Below are 21,817 nucleotides of genomic sequence, written 5' to 3' on the forward strand. Positions count from 1 at the left end.
CGGAGTTGTGATGCCTAGCCTTGATCTAGATCCGTCAGACTATTCAACCGCTGGCCGCGAGGCGATTGCTCGGGAGGCCTCGTTGAAGCGCGTGGTCGGCGACGCGTCGTCGGAACTTTCGCGCGGGTACAACATGGCGGGATCCGACGACGGTGGCGAGCAGTACTCGTCGTCGTATGACCCTGCCGTCGCTGAGGTGTTCTCGGCCCTTGAGGACTCCGTGGCGGGTCTACGCTGGCTCGCGCGCGCATTGATTGCTGCGGGCGCAATCCACTCAACCGCGGAGCGCGGTGCGAGAGGGCTGTCGGGTGCCGGGCCTGGCCTTGTCGACCCAGGTCCTGGTACCGCGCTCGCCGCGAGTTTGCCTCCGACCTCTTCCGGCGGAAACGCGTCGCCCATCCCCGGATGGGAACTGATCGTCGACTTTGTTGGCGGCATGTTCTGGCCAGACGCGGACGTTGATCGTTTGCGGGAGGCCGGACGGGCGTGGGCCCAGTTGGCCCGCGATCTGCGGTCTGAAGCTCGAGAGTTGCGTGGACTGACGGCCGAGCTCTCCGGGATCACCACGGACGAAGTGAGTTTGTTTGAGACGAACATCGAAGAACTTGCTTCCCAGTTGGACCAGATCGCCGATGCTGTCGATGCTGGGGCCGAAGGGCTTGGCGGGCTTTGCGACTCGTATGCGACCCAGGTTGAAGATACTCGCAACGAGACCACCGACATGTTGAAAGACTTGGCGATTGAGCTGGCCGCCACGGTAGGTGTTGGGGTTGTACTCAGTTTCGTGACTTTTGGCGGTGCGGGCGCTGCCGCTGCCGCTGTCGCCGTCGCGCGCACCGCTGCAGTCGGGGCTCGTGTTGTCTCGGTTCTGAACAGGCTGCGTATGGCTGCCTCGGCAGCGGCGAATCAGTTCAGGGCGGTGCAAGCCGCCTTGCGTGCTCTTCAGCGTTGGAGGGCTTGGCAGGTGGCAGGGTCTAATGGGGCGAAGTTCACGAGAGCCGCAGTCACTGATGGAACCGGCTCCTTTGTTGCCGCCTTCTGGACGAAAGATGACACCAGTCCGTTCTTGGCGGCGGCATCGTCTGCCGGCGGGGGTTTCCTCGGCAACGTCGCTTCGTCGGCCAAGTATCTCGACAACGTGGCGGGGCGCATGTTCGGAGGTGTGGTCGACGGTGTCTCGTCTTATGGAATCGAGACTGTGGGGAAGCAGGAGGAGTTCCAGCTTTCTGACGCCGTCCTGTCGGCGGTTTTGGGTGGAGCCACCGGGGCGTTGCCAGGTGGTTCGACGCGGGCGCGCCGTGACGTAATCTCTGGCCGCAACCAAGCTGACCTGGGTGGCACTGACTTCAATGTGCGTCAGGCAGCTGACACGGCTCCCACGAGCGGCCGGCCCACTGCAGAAGCAGCGACAGCTACGTCAGGGTCTGCTACCCGCACGGATGTGGATGCTCCGGTGCGTGGTGGCGGTGATGTCGCGGCCGCACAGGGCGCTGGTACGGCGTCGAAGGTCCCTGAGGGGGAGGCGCCGGTATCGGGTGGCGGTGAGGTTGCTGGAGCTAGTGCTGAAGGCGGCGGGGTTAAGGTCCCGGACGGTGAGGCGCCCGTTGCTGCTGACGTGGATGTTCCTTCTGGGAGTGCGGTAGCTGACGCGCCGTCGGTTGATGCTGGTGCTGCGCCTGACGCGTCTGTGAGCGCGGCGGATGCCCCGTCGGCGGGTGCTGCCAACTCTGCTGTGGAAGCGTCGCCGTCCCATTTCGATAGAGGTGTTGAGGTCGATGCTCGGGCTGATGCGCCGGTCAGGTCTGTAGCGGACGCCGCTGACGGTGATGGTCCTGTTCGACGCTTGCCTGGTGGTCGAGGTAGGGACGATGTTGACAGTGCCGATGCCGGTACGGATGTGCACAGTAGTGCAGTTGAGACTGCCGGAAGCAACGTTGAGGCTCCGACTAGCCCGGACGTGGAGACTTCTTCATCGCGTGCCGATGGAGAGGGTGACGCGGAGGGCAGTGCCGATGCTCAGGCTCGGAGCGCAACGGATGGCACCGATGCCGATGGGTCGCAGTCGAAGGCTGACGGAGATTCCGGCACGGTGGCGGATTCTGATGTGTCGCCTCAGTCTTCAGACGTTGACGGTGTGACTGGGGATGCGGATGCTGCTGGTGCGGATGGCGCTGGCACGTCGCAGGACGCTTCTGTACAGGCGGGCGCTGCTCCTGGACGTGAGTCGTGGGAGGGAATAGATCGGTTCCCCGACAACTACTCCACTGAGATGCGGGTGCTGGATCCGTCAGATCCGAACAGCCGGCAGGTGGTGACGCTCCGTGATGAGAACGGCACGGTGGTGCGTCAGCGAGAGATTCCTGCCACGCCTGCGATTTCCCCGGAGTTGCGGGCTAACGGCCTGACTGATGAAGTGTGGGCGCGTACGTATATGGAGTCCACGCACAACATGGACACCGCCGGCCGTGCCACTTTGGGGTCTTATGTGGGCGATCCAGAAATGCGTCACTCGTCGTATGAACAGCGCGCGATGGCTGATGGTGATGCCTACTTCAACTACGGTGAGTGGGTGCAGTTCCAGAATCGCTACGGTAGCGACAGTAGCCCGGTTCCCGACCGGGATATGTTTGAGTTCTTCAACAAGCCGTTCCTGGAGGATGCCCAGGCTCGCGGCATGGACGTGCGGTTCACCCATGACCCAACGGAGGCGGCTCCAAAGCCTCCTGCTCCGGGAACGCCGCCGGAGGAACCACGTGCGTTGTGGAAAGAGTATCTGTGGGCGCAGGAATCGCCCCATTATCCTGACGAAGTCCCAAAGAAACCGAGTCCGGAGGGTTGGGAAATGCCTTATCGCGAGAGGACTGAGTGAGGTGGCGTACGAGAGAAGTCCGCGTCACCAGACCTTCAAAGCGGCGTTTGCTAGAGACGATGGCGTGCTGCTAGCTCATCCTGGCTTCATCCTCGAACCCGAGGGCACCGGTATGGCGGTCGCCCCCAACTGGTTTGGGATCGTCGATGTGGTGCTGGTCTTACGTGCTGATGGGCGCACCGTTGAGTCTTCCTTGGACCCTTTCCTGAGTGCGGAAGGCAATCCTGTTCCGGTGGTGTTTCGTCGGTATGTGTTGCCTGAGGGGTGGGGTGCGGAGGATTTGCGGCCCATTGTTGAGGCTGAGCGGGAGCGGGCGGCGGCGGTGTTGCCGGAGGAGTACGTGCGATGGTCTACGGAGGTCATTGACTCGTACACATTGACGCCGTTGCCGGTGTTTCCTCATTCCAGTGAGGATCCGTCGTCGGCGTGGGAGAGCGCGGGCCCTGCGGTGGTGACGTCGTTGCAGCAGGTGTTTGGCAAAGCGATCCAGTTTGAACGGGCACGGGTTGGTTCGGGTGCGGTGCAGGCCCGTCTGTTTGAGGCGTTCGAGTTAGAGATTGCACCGTTGGATCGCGCTGCGACGTGTGACATTCGGATCTTTGTTGATAACCGTCAGTTGACGGAGCAGACCTGGTCGGCCATGGGGCACCGGTATCGGTATCCGCGGTCGTGGCAAGCGGTGGAGTTGGTGGAGCGCTTGACAGATGTGCGCACGTGGTGTGTGAAGGTGTTGCCGGAGGACTTTTTGGCCCGTCTTGAGCAGGCGTATGGTCCGCTACCTGGGGTCTCTGGACCAGACAGGGTCAGTTCAGAGTTTGGGGGTGCATGATGGGTGAGGGTCCACAGTTTGTGATGCCTGATGAGAAGTGGCAGGCGTTGAAAGCCCAGTTGGGGATGACTGATCGGGACATGGTGGACATGTTCGTCAAGCCCTATTTGCAGGACATTGCTTCGCGTGGTGAGATCGCGTTCACAACGGATCCTCGGGTGGCTCCGGAGTCGTCGATGCTTGGCGAACAGTGGCGGATCTTGCGTGACGAGATGGGCTTCGTATTCGATGGTCTCCATATGGTGGCGACGCCTTTGTCCAAGGTGGTGGAGTCATGAGTGAAGTGGTGACTACCACGGACCAGATGGTGGAGCTGTTTGGTGGCGTGTTCGGGTCTCATGGCCTGGTGGTGAAGGTTGATGAGGAACGTCGTCATGTCACTGCGGTGGTGCGTGAACGGTTCGAGGTGCGGTTCGCGCTCGAGCCCGAGCATGGAATGTTCTCGATTGCGGTCGTGATTGGTCCTACAGCGTCCACGACCACGTTCTTTGGAAAGCCACCCCTGCTAGACCCGCGCGAGCAGTACGTGCGCGAAATGATGCAACGGGTTCACGAGTGGACCACGCTACGTATCGCCCCCGCAGGCCGGTAGAGGCCCACTCACTCTCACAACGTTGTTCCGGCTTCAGTTTCCTGGTCGAGGCCCAGTAGCAACTCCGGGGACTGACTGTTGCGAGCCTGTGGACCGGACAGGGTTTTGCTTGAGGGGTGATGAAGTGAAACGCATAGTTCTGACGAACGAACTGATGGCTGCTATCGAGGACGCCGCATTTGATTGGGAGCTGTCGGAGGACGGCCGGCGGTTGGATGTGGGGCCAGACCTGTGGCAGTTGCATGACCGCTGGATTCTCAACGATGACGGTTCGCTCGACCAGTACAAGAAACGTGAACGCTCTGCTGGCTATGACTACTGGTCGTGGTTCGCGTCATGGGAGTACGGGTACCGGTGGTTGCTGTGGGACGTGCTCAGTTCCGGTAAGTCCTACCGGGTTCCTGCGATTTTCACGAGGTTCGACGGCCCGGATAAGCGCTTCAGCTTTGCGGACGTCACGGTGCATGGACGTGAACGCGTGCAGATGTCAGTCGGAGGGGTCGCCGTCGCAAGGATGAAGTACTACGAAGTCGATTTCGCTTCCCATGTGCTCCTGGCGTCGATCCCTGACTTGGTTGAGTCCCTCACCGCCACCACGGGCGAGCCGCTGTTCGGTCTCCGTGATGATCGAGGCTGACGTGGGGGAGTGCCCAGCACACGTGATTTTCGCAACGTCGAACTTGCGTTTTTTGTGTGGGGGTGGCATATTTGAGCGTTCGTGACCATGGTCCCGGACCGCGTAGGCTATGGGCGTGAAAACGCAAGCCGACGTGATTGTGGTGGGTGCCGGGCCTGGTGGCTCCGCTGCCGCGTATTACCTGGCACGCGAGGGATTTGACGTCATCGCGCTAGAGAAGTCGTACTTCCCGCGTGAGAAGGTCTGTGGCGACGGACTCACCCCCAAAGCCGTCAAAGAGCTGGAACTTCTCAACCTCCCCACCCCCCGCGATGAAGGATGGATCCCCAACTGGGGTCTCCGCATGGTGGGCGGCGGCCACCGCCTCGAGTTCCCCTGGCACGAACAAGACTCATTCCCCAACTACGGACTCAGCCTGCCGCGCGCCAGCTTTGACCACATCCTCGCGCAGCACGCACGCTCCGCAGGGGCCGATGTCCGCGAAGGTTGGTTCGTGACCGGTTCCGTTCGCGATGAACTCACCGGCAGGGTCACGGGAGTGACCGCGAAAGCGACAGACGAGAAGGGGCGCAAGGTAGGCGAAGAAGTCACCTACACCGCGCCCATCGTGATCGCCGCGGACGGCGTCAGCGCCCGCATCGCGCTCGGCCTTGGTCTAGAACGCATGGACAACCGCCCCATGGGCGTGGCTGTCCGCACCTACTTCGACACCCCACGCCACGACGAAGAATGGATGGAAGGCCACCTCACCATCTGGGACGGAGAGGCAGGTAAGTCGAACCTCCTTCCCGGCTACGGCTGGATCTTCCCGCTCGGCGACGGCACCGCGAACATCGGCCTGGGCACCCTCAGCCCCAACGGAGCCCCCTCCGGCCTGGACCACCGCGCCTTGTTCGACGGCTGGGTGAAGAACAGCCTGGGCGACTGGGGCATCGACCCTGAAGCACCCCTAGGCAAAGTCCAAGGCGCCGCCATCCCCATGGCCTTCAACCGCCAGCCTCACTACGTCCCCGGCCTCATGCTCATCGGAGACTCCGGCGGCATGGTGAGCCCCTTCAACGGCGAAGGCATCGCCTACGCCATGCAGTCCGCGCGCCGTGCCAGCGAAGCGATCGTCGCCTGGCGGGAAGCCCGCACCGACGGCGCCCGCGAAGCCGCACTCGAAGGCTACGCACAGCAAATGAAGGACGATCTAGGCGGCTACTTCTCCCTAGGCCGAGTGTTCGCACACCTCATCGCCCACCCCTCCGTCATGAAGATCTGCACCACCTACGGCCTTCCCCGGCCCCTGGTGATGCGCTTCACCCATAAACTGCTGGCAGACGTCTACGAACCGACCGGCGGGGACTGGGCAGACCGGCTGATGTCAACCTTGACCAAGGTGGCTCCGCAGGCATGACCTTCATCCCCGGCGTCCCCGACGCGACAAACAAAGGAGTTGACCAGTGAATCCCTACGTGCCAATCGTGGTGATGATCTGCGTCGCCGCGGCCATGGCAGTCGCGGGACTGATCATCAGCTCGCTGACTGGCCCCAAGCGGTACAACTCCGCAAAAGTGGACCAGTACGAGTCCGGCCTGCAGCCCACCCCGGGCGCAACCGGCGGTGGCCGAGTACCGATCAAGTACTACCTGGTCGCCATGACATTCATCGTCTTCGACATCGAGGTCGTCTTCCTCTACCCCTGGGCCGTCGCACACGACGCCCTGGGCTGGTTCGGCCTCATCGCAACCATGACCTTCCTCGCCCTCATCACCATCCCCTTTGTGTATGAGTGGCGTCGCGGCGGATTTGAGTGGGACTGACTTATGGGTATTGAAGAGAGTGCACCTCCGTTCATGCTCGGCACTGTCGAGAGCTTTGTTGGCTGGGCCCGCGCGGGCTCACTATGGCCAGCAACGTTCGGACTGGCATGCTGCGCAATCGAAATGATGGGAACCGGAACCTCCCGGTTCGACATCTCCCGGTTTGGATCTGAAGTCTTCCGCGGTTCACCCCGCCAAGCGGACCTCATGATCGTCGCCGGCCGCGTATCCAACAAGATGGCACCCATCGTCCGCCAGGTCTACGACCAGATGGCCAACCCCAAGTGGGTGCTGTCCATGGGCGTCTGCGCCTCCTCCGGTGGCATGTTCAACAACTACGCCATCGTCCAAGGCGTCGACCACATCGTCCCCGTGGACATCTACCTCCCCGGCTGTCCGCCCCGCCCCGAAATGCTGATCAACGCCCTGCTGGAACTCCAGAACCAGGTCAAGACCACGCCGTTCGGAGCCAACCGCCGCGAAATCGCCGCAGCGGCAGAAGCCGCCGCACTCAAGGCGACCCCCACCATCGACCAGAAGGGCCTGCTGCGTTGAGCGACAACAACGACATCCAGCCCGTCGCAGCCGAAGGGCGCTCCCCGCTGACCCTCATCAACGTCCGTGAAGGACTGTTCGGTGCCAAGGGCGACACCTCTGGATTCGACGGACTGGTCAAGCCCGTACAGATGCCCGGCGCCTCCGAACGCCCCTACGGCGAATGGTTCGACGGCGTCGTCGACATCCTCGAAGAACTCCTGGGCGACGCCGCACAGGAAGCCATCGAGTACGTGGTCGTGGACCGCGGAGAACTGACCCTCTACATTGCCCGCGAGCACCTCCTTGCCGTCGCCCAACACCTGCGCGACGACCAAGACCTGCGCTTCGAAATGTGCTTGGGAGTCTCCGGCGTTCACTACCCCGCAGACAAGGGCCGCGAACTCCACGCCGTCTACCCCATGCAGTCCATCACCCACAACCGTCGCCTCCGCATCGAGGTCGCCGTGGATGAAAACGACGCCCACATCCCCTCGCTGTGCGGCATCTACCCCATGAACAACTGGCACGAACGCGAAACGTGGGACTTCTTTGGCATCATCTTTGACGGCCACCCCGCACTCGCCCGCATCGAGATGCCAGACGACTGGGTAGGCCACCCCCAGCGCAAGGACTACCCGCTAGGCGGCATCCCCATCGAATACAAGGGCGCAGAAGTACCCTCGCCCGGTGAGCGGAGGCAGTACCGATGACTCACGCACCCCACGCCACCGGCGCCTTCACTGACGACCCGACCGTCCCCGAGTACACCGTCTACGGTGCCGACTGGTCAGAAACTGTCGAAGAAGCCATGCGCCTGGGCCAACAGCGCATCGTCATGAACATGGGCCCCCAGCACCCCTCCACGCACGGCGTGCTACGCGTCATGCTGGAAATCGAAGGTGAGACCGTCACGGAAGCCCGTGCCGGCATCGGCTACCTCCACACCGGCATCGAAAAGAACATGGAGTACCGGACCTGGACGCAAGGCGTCACGTTCTGTACCCGCATGGACTACGTGGCGTCCATGGCGCAAGAACTCGTCTACTGCCTGGGCATCGAAAAGCTGCTGGGCATCACCGACGACATCCCCGAACGCGCCTCAATCCTGCGCGTCCTGATGTCGGAGCTCACCCGCATCGGCTCCCACCTGGTAGCTGTGGGAACCGGTGGTAACGAGCTTGGTGCCACCACCATCATGACCACCGCGTTCATTGGTCGCGAAGAAACCTTCAAGATCATCGAAATGATCTCCGGTCTGCGCACCAACAACGCCTACATTCGCCCCGGCGGCGTCGCGCAAGGCCTGCCCGAAGGTGGCATCGCAGCGCTCCGCAAGATGATCCCCGCAGTGAAGCAGCGCCTCGACGAGATGGCTGCACTGCAGATGGAAAACCCCATCCTCAAGGGACGTCTCAAGAACGTTGCCACCATGAACCTGTCGGCCGCAACGGCGCTCGGTATCACCGGGCCCATCCTGCGCTCCACCGGTCTGCCCTACGACGTCCGCAAGGCCGAGCCGTACTGCGGCTACGAAACCTACGACTTCCAGGTCCCCACCAGCACCGACTGCGACGCCTGGTCGCGCATGGTGCTGCGCATGGAAGAGTGCTACGAGTCCCTGAAGATCGTCGAACAGTGCGTGGACCGTCTCGAAAAGCTTGGCGACGGCCCCGTCATGGTCGCGGACAAGAAGATCGCCTGGCCCGCCCAGCTGTCGATCGGTACCGACGGCCAGGGAAACTCGCCCGAGCACATCCGGCACATCATGGGCGAATCCATGGAAGCCCTCATCCACCACTTCAAGCTGGTGACCGAAGGCTTCGACGTCCCCGCCGGCCAGGTGTACCAAGCCATCGAAGGCCCCAAGGGCTTGCTGGGCGTCCACCTGGTGTCCGACGGCGGCACCAAGCCCTGGCGTGCCCACTTCCGTGACCCCGGCTTCAACAACCTGCAGGCGCTGTCGATCATGGCGGAGGGCGGCCAGATCGCCGACGTCGTGGTCGCGATCGCCTCGATCGACATGGTTCTGGGAGGCGTAGACCGATGACCTACGACGCAGACACCCTGGCGCAACTGCGCAAGGACGCCAACGACATCGTTGGCCGCTACCCAGTTAAGCGTTCGGCACTGCTGCCGCTACTGCACTTGGTGCAGTCCGTGGACGGCTACGTCAGCCCCGACGGCATCGCCTTCTGCGCCGATGTCGTGGACCTGACCTCCGCGGAAGTGTCCGCCGTCGCAACGTTCTACACCCAGTACAAGCGCCGCCCCAACGGCGAGTACCAGGTGGGCGTCTGCACCACGGCACTGTGCGCCACTATGGGCGGCGACGAAATTTGGCGCCAACTGTCGGACAAGTGCGGCGTGGGTCACGACGAAACCACCGCCGACGGCAAGATCTCGCTGGAACGCATCGAATGCAACGCGGCCTGCGACTACGCGCCCGTGATGATGGTCAACTGGGAGTTCTTCGACAACATGACGCCCGACCGTGCACTGCGGATCGTGGACGACATCCTTGAAGGACGCGACGTCAAGCCCACCCGCGGCCCCAACAAGGTCTCCACCTTCAAGGAGACTGAGCGTGTCCTGGCAGGCTTCGAAGACGGCAAAGCCGATGAAGACCAGGGCGTGGGCGACCCCACGCTCGTGGGACTCAAGATTGCCCGCGAACAGGGTTGGGAGGAGCAGCGATGACGGAACTCACCCCGGTACTGTCCGCCACCTGGGACGCAGAACAGTCCTGGAAGCTGTCGACCTACGAGGACCACGGTGGCTACCGTGCGCTCAAGAAGGCGCTCGGCATGGAGCAGAACGACATCGTTCAGGCCATTAAGGACTCCGGCCTGCGTGGCCGTGGCGGTGCGGGCTTCCCCACCGGAATGAAGTGGGGCTTCCTGCCCCCGGACGACGGCGGCCCGCGCTACCTGGTGGTCAACGCCGACGAATCCGAGCCCGGCACGTGCAAAGACATCCCCACGATGCTGTCCGCACCCCACGTCCTCATTGAGGGTGTCGCGATCACGTCGTACGCGATCGGCTGTAACCACGCCTTCATCTACCTGCGCGGTGAAGTCACTCACGTCTACCGCCGCCTGATGCAGGCCGTCCGTGAGGCCTACGCCGCCGGACACCTGGGCAAGAACATTCACGGCTCCGGGTTCGACCTGGACGTCACCGTGCACGCTGGTGCTGGTGCCTACATCTGTGGTGAAGAGACAGCGCTGCTGGACTCGTTGGAGGGCCGTCGCGGTCAGCCACGTCTCAAGCCGCCGTTCCCCGCCGTGGCCGGCCTGTACGCCCGCCCCACCGTGGTGAACAACGTCGAATCCGTGTCCTCCGTCCCCGCGATCATTGACCGTGGCGTCGAATGGTTCACCTCTATGGGCACCGAACGCTCCAAGGGCATGGGACTCTTCTCGCTGTCCGGTCACGTGGAACGTCCCGGCCAGTACGAGGCTCCGCTGGGCATCACCCTGCGCGAACTGATCGACATGGCTGGCGGCATGCGCGGTGGCAAGAAGTTGAAGTTCTGGACCCCCGGCGGTTCCTCGACCCCGATCTTCACAGAAGAGCACCTCGACACACCGCTCGACTATGAATCCGTAGGCGCCGCCGGCTCCATGCTGGGCACCCGCGCTCTACAGATCTTCGACGAAACCACCTGTGTGGTGCGCGTCGTCACCCGCTGGACCGAGTTCTACAAGCACGAGTCCTGCGGAAAGTGCACCCCCTGCCGTGAAGGCACCTTCTGGCTGACCCAAATCCTCAAGCGTGTGGAAAACGGTCAGGGCACCGAAGCCGACATCCAGCAGTTGCTCGACACGTGCGAGTCGATCCTGGGCCGCGCGTTCTGCGCCCTGGGAGACGGCGCCACCAGTTGTATCTCCAGTTCCATCCAGTACTTCCGCGAGGAGTTCGAACAGCACATCGCTGAGGGCGCATGCCCGTTCGACCACTCCAAGTCGGCTCTGTTTGAGTACGACGCCGCGAAGGTCACCGAGGAGGCTCACGCATGACCTCGACCGCGGACAAGGCCACCACTGAGGCTGTCGAAACCGTCACTTTGACGATTGACAGCCGTGAGGTGACCGTGCCCAAGGGCACCCTCATCATTCGCGCTGCCGAGCAGGTCGGCATCGACATTCCACGCTTCTGCGACCACCCGCTGCTGAAGCCAGCGGGCGCGTGCCGTCAGTGCCTCGTGGACGTCGCTGCTCCGGACCGTGAAGGCAACGTCCGTCCGTTCCCCAAGCCGCAGGCGTCATGCACGATGACGGCGATGGACGGCATGGTCGTCAACACGCAGCACTCGTCTGAGTCTGCGAAGAAGGCGCAAGAAGGTGTGATGGAGCTGCTGCTCATCAACCACCCTCTTGACTGCCCGGTCTGTGACAAGGGCGGCGAATGCCCCCTGCAGAACCAGGCGATGAGCAGCGGCCGTACCGAGACCCGCTTCATTGATGTGAAGCGTGTTTTTGAGAAGCCGCTTGCGCTCAGCTCTGAGATTCTCTTGGACCGCGAACGGTGTGTGCTGTGCCAGCGTTGCACCCGTTTCTCCAAGGAGATCGCGGGAGACGCCTTCATTGACTTGCAGAACCGTGGCGCTATGCAGCAGATCGGTACGTTCAACGAGGACGTGCTGAACTTTGACGGGTACGAGCCCATTGGTGTGGCTGCTGAGGACGAGTCGGGACGCGCATTCTCGTCGTACTTCTCCGGCAACACCGTCCAGATTTGCCCGGTGGGTGCGCTCACCAGCGCGTCCTACCGCTTCCGTTCACGTCCGTTCGACTTGGTGTCGAGCGCAGGTATCTCGGAGCACGACTCGTCCGGTGCGGCCATCCGTACGGACCACCGTCGCGGCAAGATTCTGCGTCGCCTTGCGGACAACGATCCCGTGGTGAACGAAGAGTGGGTGACCGACAAGGACCGCTTCGCGTTCACGTGGCAGAACCTGTCCGACCGCATCACCCGCCCGCTGGTGCGTGGTGAAGATGGCGAACTGCATGAGGCTTCCTGGCCGGAGGCGCTTGCCGCCGCGGCCAAGGGCCTGCGCACCGCGCTTGACGGTGACGGCGAGGACGCCACGCCTCAGGGTGCCGCGGTGTTGCCTGGCGGTCGAGTCACGATGGAAGACGCCTACGCGTACCAAAAGTTCGCTCGCCTGGTGCTGCGCACCAACGACGTCGACATCCGTACACGTGTGGCTTCCGATGAGGAGCAGGACTTCCTGGGTTCCTCTGTTGCCGGTACGGGCATGGGTGTCACCTTCACTGACTTGGAGAAGGCTCCGGCCGTTCTCCTCGCAGGCTTCGAGCCTGAGGATGAGGGCGGCGTGGTGTTCCTGCGTCTGCGCAAGTCCCTGGGCCGCCAGCGGGTCTTCACGATCGCGCCTTACTTGTCGCGTGGCGCTGAGAAGCTGGATGCCACCTTGCTCGCTACCGCCCCCGGCGGCGAGGGTAAGGCCTTCGCGGCAGTCAAGGGCTCCACTGATGCCGCTGAGGCACTCAAGCAGGACGGCGCCGTCATCATCGTGGGCGAGCGTCTTGCCGGCGCACCCGGCGCCTTCACCCAGGCGCTGGCCTTGGCCAAGCGCACGGGAGCCAAGCTGGCGTGGATTCCTCGCCGTGCAGGTGAACGTGGCGCCGTTGAAGCTGGCGCGCTTCCCGCACTGTTGCCGGGCGGACGTTCGGTGACTGAGGCATCGGCCCGTGACGCTGTTGCTCAGGCTTGGGGAGCCGATGCGCTTCCTGAGCAGGCAGGTCGTTCGGCTTCCGCGATTATCGCCGATGCCGCGGCAGGCAAGATTGACGCGCTCGTCGTGGGTGGTGTGACACCGTCCGACCTCAGCGATGACCTGACGGCGGCGCTGGAAGCTACCGGCTTTGTGTTGTCGCTTGAGGTGCGCCGCTCCGAAGTTGCCGACTACGCCGATGTGGTGTTGCCTGTGGCGCCCCCGTCGGAGAAGTCCGGAACCTTCGTCAACTGGGAAGGCCGCCTGCGTGGATTCGCGACCGCCATCAAGACGGATGCGATGAGCGACCACCGGGTGCTCGACATTCTGGCGCGTGAACTGGGCGTCCACCTGGGTACCGGTGCTGTCGCTGAGATTTCGCAGCAGCTCGGTTCGTTGGGCGCCGCTACCAAGGCTGAACGCCCCGCCGCCCCCAAGGTGGACGCCGCCAAGGTGGACGCTAAGGCTGGCTCGGAACTGGTCCTGGCCTCGTGGCACCTGCTGGTCGACGAAGGTGCGCTGCAGGACGGCGAACCGTACCTCGCCGGCACGGGACGCACCGCTGTGGCGCGTCTGTCGCGCAAGACCGCGGACGCCGTGGGACTCAAGGACGGCCTGGTCACCATCTCCAGTGGCACCGGTTCCCTTGAACTCCCTGTTGTCATCACTGACATGATCGATGGCGTGGTGTGGGTGCCCGCCAAGTCGCCTGGCTCCTGGGTGGCTCAAGAACTGGGCGTCGAGCCCGGCGCACGCGTCACCGTGAAGGGAGGGGTGTGATGCTGTCCTCGCTGATGACCGCAGTCGACCCGGGCGGAGTTCCGGTCGACGTAGCGGAGGCCCTCGCTGACGACCCGTTATGGGTACCAATCGTCAAGGCCGTCCTCATCCTGGTGTTCCTGCTGCTGAGCGTGCTGTTCGCAGTGTGGTTCGAGCGCCGTGTGATCGGACGCTTGCAGTCCCGTCCGGGCCCCAACCGTTTGGGTCCGTTCGGTCTGCTGCAGTCCGTCTCCGACGCCATGAAGCTGATGTTCAAGGAAGACATCACAGTCCGCGCCGCAGACAAGGTGCTGTACATCGCAGCGCCCATGATCTCCGTGTTCTGTGCCTTCCTGATCTTCTCCGTGATCCCGTTCGGCCCTGTCGTGACCATCCCGGGCACAGACATCACGACCCCCATGATGTTGACCGACTTCCCGGTCGCCGTGCTGTTCATCCTGGCCTGCGCCGCCCTGGGTGTGTACGGCATCGTCCTGGGTGGTTGGGCCTCCGGCTCCACCTACCCGCTGATGGGTGCGATCCGCTCCACCGCACAGGTCATCTCCTACGAACTGGCCATGGGCTTGTCGCTGGTGACGGTGTTCCTGCTGTCGGGCACGATGTCAACGTCCGGAATCGTGGAAGCTCAGGACGCCCGCTGGTGGATTTGGCCACTGTTCCCGGCGTTCGTGCTGTACGTCATCTCGATGATCGGTGAAACGAACCGTCTGCCGTTTGACCTTCCGGAAGCGGAAGGTGAACTGGTCGCCGGCTTCATGACGGAGTACTCCTCCATGAAGTTCGCATGGTTCTTCCTCGCTGAATACATGAACATGATCAACGTGTCCGCCGTCGCCGCCACGCTGTTCCTGGGTGGCTGGCATGCGCCGTGGCCCATGGACTGGCCAGGTGGCGAGTTCCTCAACTCCGGCTGGCTTGCGCCCATCTGGCTGATCATCAAGATCTGGCTGCTCATGTTCTTCTTTGTCTGGGTGCGCGGTTCGCTCCTGCGATTCCGCTACGACCAGTTCATGAAGTTCGGCTGGAAGATCCTGATCCCCGTGGGTCTGGGGTGGCTGGTCTTCTTCTCCGTGGGTCGCCAGATCTTCGACTCGTGGGGCCGTGACCTCAACGTGTACGACGCCGTTGCCGGACTGGTGGGAATCCTGCTCACTATTTCCGTCATCAGCTTCATCAAGGATGCGAAGGACGCGAAGAAACCCGAGGAAACCGAGCCGGAGCCTGAGGTGCTTGACGCCTTTGCCGGTGGCTTCCCCGTGCCGCCGCTGCCGCACCAGACCTTGCCCCCCTCGCCACGCTCGGGTCGCACCGTCGAGGCGAGCACCAGCCGAGCCGCCACCGAAGGAGGCGACGATGACTGAGTCAGATGACGTCTGGAAGGTGAACCGCGAGCGTGAAGGCCAAGCCGAACGCTTTGTGTCGAACCTCCCCGAGCCGGGCCCCGTGGGCAAGGTTTTTGCCCCGGTCGCTGGGTTCGGTGTGACGATTCGTAACTTCTTCAAGCCCACTGTCACCGAGCAGTACCCCGAAAAGCGCGACACTGCGATGCCGCGCTACCACGGGCGTCACCAGCTCAACCGCTATGAAGACGGACTTGAGAAGTGCATCGGCTGTGAACTGTGTGCGTGGGCCTGCCCCGCAGACGCGATCTATGTCGAGGCCGACTCCAACACGCCTGACGCCCAGTACTCACCGGGTGAGCGTTACGGTCGCGTCTATCAGATCAACTACCTGCGCTGCATCTTCTGTGGTTTGTGCATCGAGGCGTGCCCCACGCGTGCGCTGACGATGACCAACGACTTTGAGCTTGCAGGCCCCACCCGTGAGGGTCTGATCTACGAAAAGCAGGACCTGTTGGCTCCGCTCGAGGACGGCATGCTGGCCGCGCCTCACCCCATGGTGCCGGGCACCAAGGATGACGACTACTACAAGGGTGACGTGACCCAGGTGGTCGACGAGCAGGTCGAGTGGGTGCGTGAGCACCGCCCCGAGGAGCCGACTCTTCCGGAGAACCGAAAGGCGGAGGCCGCCCGTGGTTAACGAAGTGTTGTTCTGGATCGTCGCATTCTTGACGGTGATCCCTTCGCTCGCGTTGCTGTTTGCCAAGCGTCCGGTGCACATCGCTATGTCGATCGTTACCGTGATGGTCGGTTTGGCCGCCGCTTACGTGGGCCTGGGCGCACCGTTCCTTGGTGTGGTGCAGATCGTGGTCTACACCGGCGCCGTCATGATGATGTTCCTGTTCGTGCTGATGCTGGTGGGTGTTGACCAGCGTGAGGACCTCAAGGAAACCATCAAGGGTCAGAAGTGGATTGGTTTTGCCGGCTCTATCGGTTTGGCCATTCTCCTGATCGCCGTGATTGGCAAGGTCACCATGGAGCCCCGCATCACTGGTGTGGAAGGCAACCCTGAAGAGATCGCTTTGCAGCTGTTCTCCGAGTACGTCCTGGTGATGGAAGTGCTGGGCTTCCTGCTCATCACCGCCGCCGTGGGCGCGCTGGTCTTGACGCATGTGCCTCGCTTGACGCCGCGCCGCACGCAGGTCGAGCTGGCTGAGGCGCGTGTTCTTGCGGGTGCGAACCCGGTGAACAAGCCCATGCCTGGTGTGTACGCCCGCCACAATGCGCTCGACGTGCCGGCTCTTGATCCTGAGGGCAACGTCATCGAGGACTCGGTGTCCCGTGTGCTGGAGATTCGTCACCAGACGCAGGATGGTGCGGAGTTCCGCGCCCACCTTGAGAACCCGGAGCAGAAGGGCGGTGATGACAAGTGAACCCCATGAACTACGTCATCCTCGCCGCGATTTTGTTCTCGATCGGTTCCGCGGCCGTACTGTTGCGCCGCAATGCGATCGTGGCGTTCATGGGTGTGGAACTCATGCTGAACGCCGCCAACCTCGCGCTTGTCGCGTTCTCCCGCATGTTCGGTGAACTCGACGGCCAGATCATGGCGTTCTTCGTCATGGTCGTGGCAGCCGCTGAGGTGGTGGTGGGTCTCGCGATCATCATCGCGCTGTTCCGCGCACGTCAGACCATCTCGCTCGACGAGCCCGCCGAGCTGAAGGGGTAAGGAATGCAGTCACTGATCTGGCTCGCCATCGCCATCCCGCTGGCAAGCGCAGCATTCCTGCTGCTTGCTGGCAAGAGGGCCGATGCGTGGGGTCACTGGGTAGGCGTGGCCGCCTCCTCTGTCGCTTTCCTTGTGGGCGCTGGCGCGCTCCTGGAAATGTTGGGCGAGAGTGGGGACCACCCCGGCATGACGTTGACGCTGTGGGAGTTCATCCCCGGCGGTGACCTCAACGTCGATGTAGGCCTCCTGGTGGACCCGCTGTCCATCACCTTCGTGATGCTCATCACGTTCGTGGGAACCCTGATCCACTTTTACTCGGTGGCGTACATGGAGCACGACGTTGCACGTCGCCGCTTCTTCGCTTACCTGAACCTGTTCATTGCCGCGATGCTCCTGCTGGTGCTCGCCGACTCGTTCCTGCTGCTGTTCTTCGGCTGGGAAGGTGTGGGTCTGGCGTCGTACCTGCTGATCGGTTTCTGGAACCAGAAGAACGAGTACGCCACCGCCGCGAACAAGGCGTTTGTGGTGAACCGCATCGGTGACATCGGTCTGATTGTCGCGATGGGAATGATGTTCGCTGCGTTTGGCGCGGTGGACTTCGAGACGGTGTTTGCTCAGGCGCCGGAAGCGTCCACCGCGACGCTGACCGCGATTGGTTTGGCTCTGCTGCTGGCCGCGTGCGGTAAGTCTGCTCAGTTCCCCTTGCAGTCCTGGCTGGGTGACGCGATGGCTGGTCCTACGCCGGTGTCCGCACTGATCCACGCCGCGACCATGGTGACCGCGGGTGTCTACCTGATTGTGCGTTCCGCACCCATCTTTAACGGTGCGCCCGATGCTCAGCTGGTGGTGGCCGTGGTGGGTGCGATCACGCTGCTCTTGGGTGCGTTCATCGGTATGGCTAAGGACGACATCAAGAAGGCGCTCGCCGCGTCCACGATGTCGCAGATTGGCTACATGATGCTGGCTGCGGGTCTTGGGCCCATCGGCTACGCGTTCGCGATCTTCCACCTGGTGACGCACGGCTTCTTCAAGGCCGGCATGTTCCTCGGTGCGGGTTCCGTGATGCACGCCATGAACGACGGCGTCGACATGCGTCGCTACGGCGCCTTGCGTGGCGTCATGACCATCACCTGGGTGACGTTCGGTCTGGGATGGCTCGCCATCTTGGGTGTGCCGCCGTTCTCTGGCTACTGGTCCAAGGACAAGATCATTGAAGCGGCGTTTGTGGGCGACGGCTGGCAGCCGTGGGTCCTCGGTGGCGCTGCACTGGTGGGTGCGGGTCTGACGGCGTTCTACATGTCGCGCCTGTTCTTCATGACGTTCCACGGCAAGGCCCGCTGGAATGACGAGGTCCACCCGCACGAGTCGCCGTTGCTGATGACGGTCCCGATGATGATTCTTGCGGTCGGATCGGCCTTCCTTGGTCTGTTCCTCGCCTCGGGTGACCGCTTCGCTCACTTCCTTGAGCCCGTCACCGGTCATGCTGAACACCACGACCCGGTCATTCCTATCCCGCTCATCATTGGCTTGACGCTTGCGTTGGTGATCCTGGGCGCCGTGATCGCTTGGTTGAAGTACGGCCGCGCAGACGTCCCCGAAGAAGCTCCCGCGGGGTCGCTCGCGACCATCACGGCACGCAACGACTTCTTCCAGGACTCCGTCAACCGTGCAGTGTTCCAGCGTCCCGGTCAGCACCTCACGCGCACGCTCGTCTACGGAGATGCCGCCATCATCGACGGCGCCGTCAACAAGCAGGCACGTGGCTGGGCCCGGTTGGGTGAAGGATCGCGCAAGTTCCAAAACGGCCAGGTCCGCAGTTACGCATTGACGATGCTCGTAGGAGTCGTTGTGATCGCACTTGTCATCGTGATGGGGGCTTAAGAAAACTATGTTTCCTTTCCTGACTGTCCTCATCGCCCTCCCCGTCGTGGGTGCCGCGCTGCTGTGGGCCCTGCCCGCATCGGCCCGTACCAAGGCGCGCGAGATTGCGCTGGGCGTCACCGTGGCCGAGGCCGCACTGTTCGTCGTCATGGCGTTGCAGTTCGACAAGGCCGACGCTGGCGCCATCCAGTTCGCGGAGACGCACGCGTGGATTCCGCAGATCGGTGCCTCCTGGGCGCTGGGTGTGAATGGCCTGGGCTTGCTGATGATTGCGTTGTCGGTCATCTTGGTGCCGCTTGCCATCCTGGCGGGCTGGCGTGAAGAGACCGACGCCACCCGCCGCCGCAACTACATGGCGCTGGTGCTGCTGGGCCAGGCGTTCATGGTCGGCATCTTCGCGGCCCGCGACGTGTTCCTGTTCTACGTGCTCTTTGAAGCGATGCTGGTACCGCTGTACTTCTTGATTGGTGGCTTTGGTGGCGCACAACGCCGCTACGCAGCCGTGAAGTTCCTGCTGTACTCGCTCGTGGGTGGCCTCATCATGCTGGTCGCCGTCGTGGCGCTGTACTTCGTGGGTGAAGGGGGCGAGCAGGCGTTCCTGATCGACAACCTCACCGGCATGGAGATGTCCTCCACCACGGAGCGCCTGCTGTTCCTGGGCTTCTTCCTCGCGTTCGCGATCAAGGCCCCCATGGTTCCCCTGCACACGTGGCTTCCCACCGTCGCAGAAGAGGCCCGCCCCGGCACCACCGCCCTGTTGGTCGCGGTACTGGACAAGATCGGCACCTTCGGCATGATCACGCTATGCCTGACGATGTTCCCGAACGCCTCCCAGTGGGCGGCGCCGGTCATCATCGTCCTGGCCGTGATCTCTGTGATCTACGGTGCACTGCTCGCGATCGGGCAGAAGAACATGATGCGCCTGGTCGCGTTCACCTCGGTGAGCCACTTTGGCGTGATGATCCTGGGAATCTTCGCGTTCCAGCAGACCTCCATGGAGGGCGCCGCGCTCTACATGTTCAACCACGGTCTGTCGACAGCAGCGTTGTTCTTCCTCGTGGGCTTCCTGATCGAACGCACCGGCTCGGCGGATCTGGCCGACTACGGCGGTTTGCAGCGAGTCATTCCGGTGTTCGCGGGATCGTTCCTGATCGTCGGTATGTCGGCTGCCGCCCTGCCGGGTCTGTCGCCGTTCGTGTCGGAAATCATGGTCTTCATTGGCGCGTACCCCGTTGCCAAGGCCGCAGTGATCGTGTCCGCGATCTCCGTGGTGCTGGCCGCGCTGTACATCCTGCTGACTTACAAGAAGGTCTTCACCGGACCAGTGCTGGAAGGCAGCGAAGGCACCCGCGAGATGACCCTGCGGGAAAAGCTCGTGGCGTGGCCGCTGATTGTCGCCATGCTGGTCCTGGGCTTCCTGCCCGGCTTGGCCATTGACTACGTACGTGAGCCGGCGGCCGATGCCGTGGCCTACGTCGCTATCGAGGAGGCGAACGCGTGAACTTCGTGACCCCCGAGATCGCTTGGGCGCCGCTGACGCCCATCCTGATCGTCCTGGGCGCCGCGGCAGCCGGCGTGCTCGTTGAGTCGTTCATCAAGACTCCCGCCACCCGCCGGGTGGTGCAGCTGTGGCTGTCCGGTGCGGCGCTGCTTGCTGCGCTCGTGGCCGTGGTGGTGCAGTGGGGAGGACTCGAGGGTGCTGCAGGCACCGTCGTGATGTCCGGCAAGATCACCGTGGACCTCCAGTCCCTGGCGTGGCAGCTGATGCTGCTGATCTTTGCCGTCCTCAGCGTGCTGCTGTTCGCGTCAAAGACCTCCGACAACGAGGAGTCCTTCACCGCGCTGGGCTCGGTCGCTCCGGGCTCCGTCGAAGAGAAGCTGGCACGCCGTGCCGGTCTGCAGGTGACGGAAGTCTTCCCGCTGGCGCTGTTCGCGGTGGGCGGCATGATGCTGTTCACCTGTGTCACGGACCTGATCTTCCTGTTCGTCGCGCTCGAACTGTTCTCCTTGCCGCTGTACATCCTCGTGGCGCTTGCGCGCCGTCGCCGCCTGCTGTCGCAGGAAGCCGCCCTGAAGTACTTCCTCCTGGGGGCGTTCTCCTCGGCGATCTTCCTGTTTGGTGCTGCGCTGGTCTACGGTGCCACCACGCAGATCGACGTAGCCTTCATTGGCATCGCGATCGAGATCGTCGACGGACGCGATGGCATGCTGCTCCTTGGAGCAGTGATGGTGATCGTGGGCCTGATGTTCAAGATCGGTGCCGCACCGTTCCACTCCTGGGTGCCGGATGTTTACCAGGGTGCCCCCACCCCCGTGACGGCGTTCATGGGTGCCGCGACCAAGGCAGCCGCCACGGCCGCACTGATCCGCGTCATGTACCTGGCGTTCTACCCGCTGGAGTGGGAACTGTCGTGGATGTTCTGGGCTGTCGCAATCCTGTCGATGGCACTGGGAACCGTCCTGGCGCTGGTGCAGACCGACATCAAGCGCATGCTTGCCTACTCCGCAGTCGCACACGCAGGATTCATCCTCGTGGCCTTCGCGGGTCTTGAAGCCGAGGCCCTGGCGGCGTTGCCGTTCTACCTGTTGACTTACGGTCTGGCCACCATCGGTGCGTTCGCGATCATCACCCAGGTACGGGAACGTGCCGAAGACGGTGGCGTGGGTGCAGAAGCCGTGCGTTTGGGTCAGTGGGCTGGACTGGGGAAGCGTTCGCCGCTCCTTGCTGGCGCGATGGCGCTGTTCCTGCTGTCCTTTGCTGGCATCCCGTTGACCGCAGGCTTCATCGGAAAGTTTGAGGTCTTCTCCGCGGCCGTCGCCGGCGGCGCCTGGATCCTGGTGCTGATCGCCGTGATTGCCTCGGCCGTGGCGGCGTTCTTCTACGTACGCCTCATTGTGCTGATGTTCTTCACTGATGTGCCGGAAGGCGCAGAGGACTCCATCGCAGTGGGCAACGAGCCTTTGTCTCGCGTGGTCATCTACCTGACTGCGATCGCTATCCTGGTGCTGGGCATTCTGCCTTCCGGAGTCTTGGAACTGTTCCAAGAATCCGCAGTCTTTCTGGTGATCGGCGGCTAATTA

The 21,817-nt window shown here is 62.9% G+C and carries 20 protein-coding genes; all 20 read left to right on the forward strand.

Annotated features, from left to right (window positions below):
* Window positions 1-10: 10 nt before the first annotated feature.
* The 20 genes from ON058_RS02880 to nuoN all read left to right on the forward strand — a co-directional run bounded on the left by ON058_RS02880 (window position 11) and on the right by nuoN (window position 21,814).
* Entirely contained in the window at window positions 11-2,869 is a 2,859-nt protein-coding gene (locus tag ON058_RS02880; RefSeq protein WP_274667522.1) for a hypothetical protein, read from the forward strand.
* Between the two features lie 64 nt (window positions 2,870-2,933).
* Window positions 2,934-3,698 carry a hypothetical protein gene (locus ON058_RS02885; protein WP_274667523.1) on the forward strand — a complete coding sequence of 255 codons (765 nt, stop codon included), beginning with the start codon at window positions 2,934-2,936 and terminating at the stop codon, window positions 3,696-3,698.
* A 23-nt stretch (window positions 3,699-3,721) separates the two neighbouring features.
* Complete coding sequence (locus ON058_RS02890; protein WP_274667524.1) at window positions 3,722-3,976, forward strand: hypothetical protein; 255 nt, start codon at window positions 3,722-3,724, stop codon at window positions 3,974-3,976.
* Window positions 3,973-4,290, forward strand: coding sequence for a hypothetical protein (locus tag ON058_RS02895; RefSeq protein ID WP_274667525.1), 318 nt, complete (start codon window positions 3,973-3,975; stop codon window positions 4,288-4,290). The genes ON058_RS02890 and ON058_RS02895 overlap by 4 nt, the downstream gene beginning before the upstream one ends.
* A gap of 124 nt (window positions 4,291-4,414) precedes the next feature.
* Entirely contained in the window at window positions 4,415-4,927 is a 513-nt protein-coding gene (locus tag ON058_RS02900) for a hypothetical protein (protein ID WP_274667526.1), read from the forward strand.
* A 109-nt stretch (window positions 4,928-5,036) separates the two neighbouring features.
* A complete protein-coding gene (locus tag ON058_RS02905; protein ID WP_274667527.1) occupies window positions 5,037-6,326 on the forward strand; it encodes a geranylgeranyl reductase family protein in 1,290 nt (429 codons plus the stop codon).
* 46 nt (window positions 6,327-6,372) lie between these two features.
* Window positions 6,373-6,732: an NADH-quinone oxidoreductase subunit A gene (locus tag ON058_RS02910; protein WP_274667528.1), complete on the forward strand. Its 360-nt coding sequence runs from the start codon at window positions 6,373-6,375 to the stop codon at window positions 6,730-6,732.
* A gap of 3 nt (window positions 6,733-6,735) precedes the next feature.
* Window positions 6,736-7,287, forward strand: a complete 552-nt coding sequence (locus ON058_RS02915; protein ID WP_274667529.1) for an NADH-quinone oxidoreductase subunit B — start codon at window positions 6,736-6,738, stop codon at window positions 7,285-7,287.
* Window positions 7,284-7,979: an NADH-quinone oxidoreductase subunit C gene (locus ON058_RS02920; protein WP_342452959.1), complete on the forward strand. Its 696-nt coding sequence runs from the start codon at window positions 7,284-7,286 to the stop codon at window positions 7,977-7,979. The genes ON058_RS02915 and ON058_RS02920 overlap by 4 nt, the downstream gene beginning before the upstream one ends.
* On the forward strand, window positions 7,976-9,316 hold the full coding sequence (locus tag ON058_RS02925; protein ID WP_274667530.1) for an NADH-quinone oxidoreductase subunit D: 1,341 nt from the start codon (window positions 7,976-7,978) through the stop codon (window positions 9,314-9,316). The genes ON058_RS02920 and ON058_RS02925 overlap by 4 nt, the downstream gene beginning before the upstream one ends.
* Window positions 9,313-9,966 (forward strand): NADH-quinone oxidoreductase subunit NuoE, encoded by a 654-nt coding sequence (gene nuoE, locus ON058_RS02930; protein ID WP_342452960.1) that lies wholly within the window; start codon window positions 9,313-9,315, stop codon window positions 9,964-9,966. Before ON058_RS02925 ends, nuoE begins: the two co-directional genes overlap by 4 nt.
* A complete protein-coding gene (nuoF, locus tag ON058_RS02935; RefSeq protein ID WP_274667531.1) occupies window positions 9,963-11,288 on the forward strand; it encodes an NADH-quinone oxidoreductase subunit NuoF in 1,326 nt (441 codons plus the stop codon). Before nuoE ends, nuoF begins: the two co-directional genes overlap by 4 nt.
* Window positions 11,285-13,786, forward strand: coding sequence for an NADH-quinone oxidoreductase subunit G (locus tag ON058_RS02940; RefSeq protein WP_274667532.1), 2,502 nt, complete (start codon window positions 11,285-11,287; stop codon window positions 13,784-13,786). Before nuoF ends, ON058_RS02940 begins: the two co-directional genes overlap by 4 nt.
* Window positions 13,786-15,147: an NADH-quinone oxidoreductase subunit NuoH gene (nuoH, locus tag ON058_RS02945; protein WP_274667533.1), complete on the forward strand. Its 1,362-nt coding sequence runs from the start codon at window positions 13,786-13,788 to the stop codon at window positions 15,145-15,147. Before ON058_RS02940 ends, nuoH begins: the two co-directional genes overlap by 1 nt.
* Entirely contained in the window at window positions 15,140-15,826 is a 687-nt protein-coding gene (gene nuoI / locus ON058_RS02950; protein ID WP_274667534.1) for an NADH-quinone oxidoreductase subunit NuoI, read from the forward strand. Before nuoH ends, nuoI begins: the two co-directional genes overlap by 8 nt.
* Complete coding sequence (locus ON058_RS02955) at window positions 15,819-16,559, forward strand: NADH-quinone oxidoreductase subunit J (protein WP_274667535.1); 741 nt, start codon at window positions 15,819-15,821, stop codon at window positions 16,557-16,559. The genes nuoI and ON058_RS02955 overlap by 8 nt, the downstream gene beginning before the upstream one ends.
* Window positions 16,556-16,855 carry an NADH-quinone oxidoreductase subunit NuoK gene (gene nuoK / locus ON058_RS02960; RefSeq protein WP_274667536.1) on the forward strand — a complete coding sequence of 100 codons (300 nt, stop codon included), beginning with the start codon at window positions 16,556-16,558 and terminating at the stop codon, window positions 16,853-16,855. The genes ON058_RS02955 and nuoK overlap by 4 nt, the downstream gene beginning before the upstream one ends.
* A 3-nt stretch (window positions 16,856-16,858) precedes the next feature.
* Complete coding sequence (gene nuoL, locus ON058_RS02965; RefSeq protein WP_274667537.1) at window positions 16,859-18,736, forward strand: NADH-quinone oxidoreductase subunit L; 1,878 nt, start codon at window positions 16,859-16,861, stop codon at window positions 18,734-18,736.
* A gap of 7 nt (window positions 18,737-18,743) precedes the next feature.
* The gene (locus ON058_RS02970) at window positions 18,744-20,237 is read left to right on the forward strand and encodes an NADH-quinone oxidoreductase subunit M (protein ID WP_274667538.1); all 1,494 of its coding nucleotides are present in this window, start codon (window positions 18,744-18,746) and stop codon (window positions 20,235-20,237) included.
* Window positions 20,234-21,814: an NADH-quinone oxidoreductase subunit NuoN gene (nuoN, locus tag ON058_RS02975; RefSeq protein ID WP_274667539.1), complete on the forward strand. Its 1,581-nt coding sequence runs from the start codon at window positions 20,234-20,236 to the stop codon at window positions 21,812-21,814. The genes ON058_RS02970 and nuoN overlap by 4 nt, the downstream gene beginning before the upstream one ends.
* Window positions 21,815-21,817: the final 3 nt, after the last annotated feature.

The sequence above is a fragment of the Demequina sp. B12 genome, from assembly GCF_028823635.1.
Classification (GTDB): domain Bacteria; phylum Actinomycetota; class Actinomycetes; order Actinomycetales; family Demequinaceae; genus Demequina.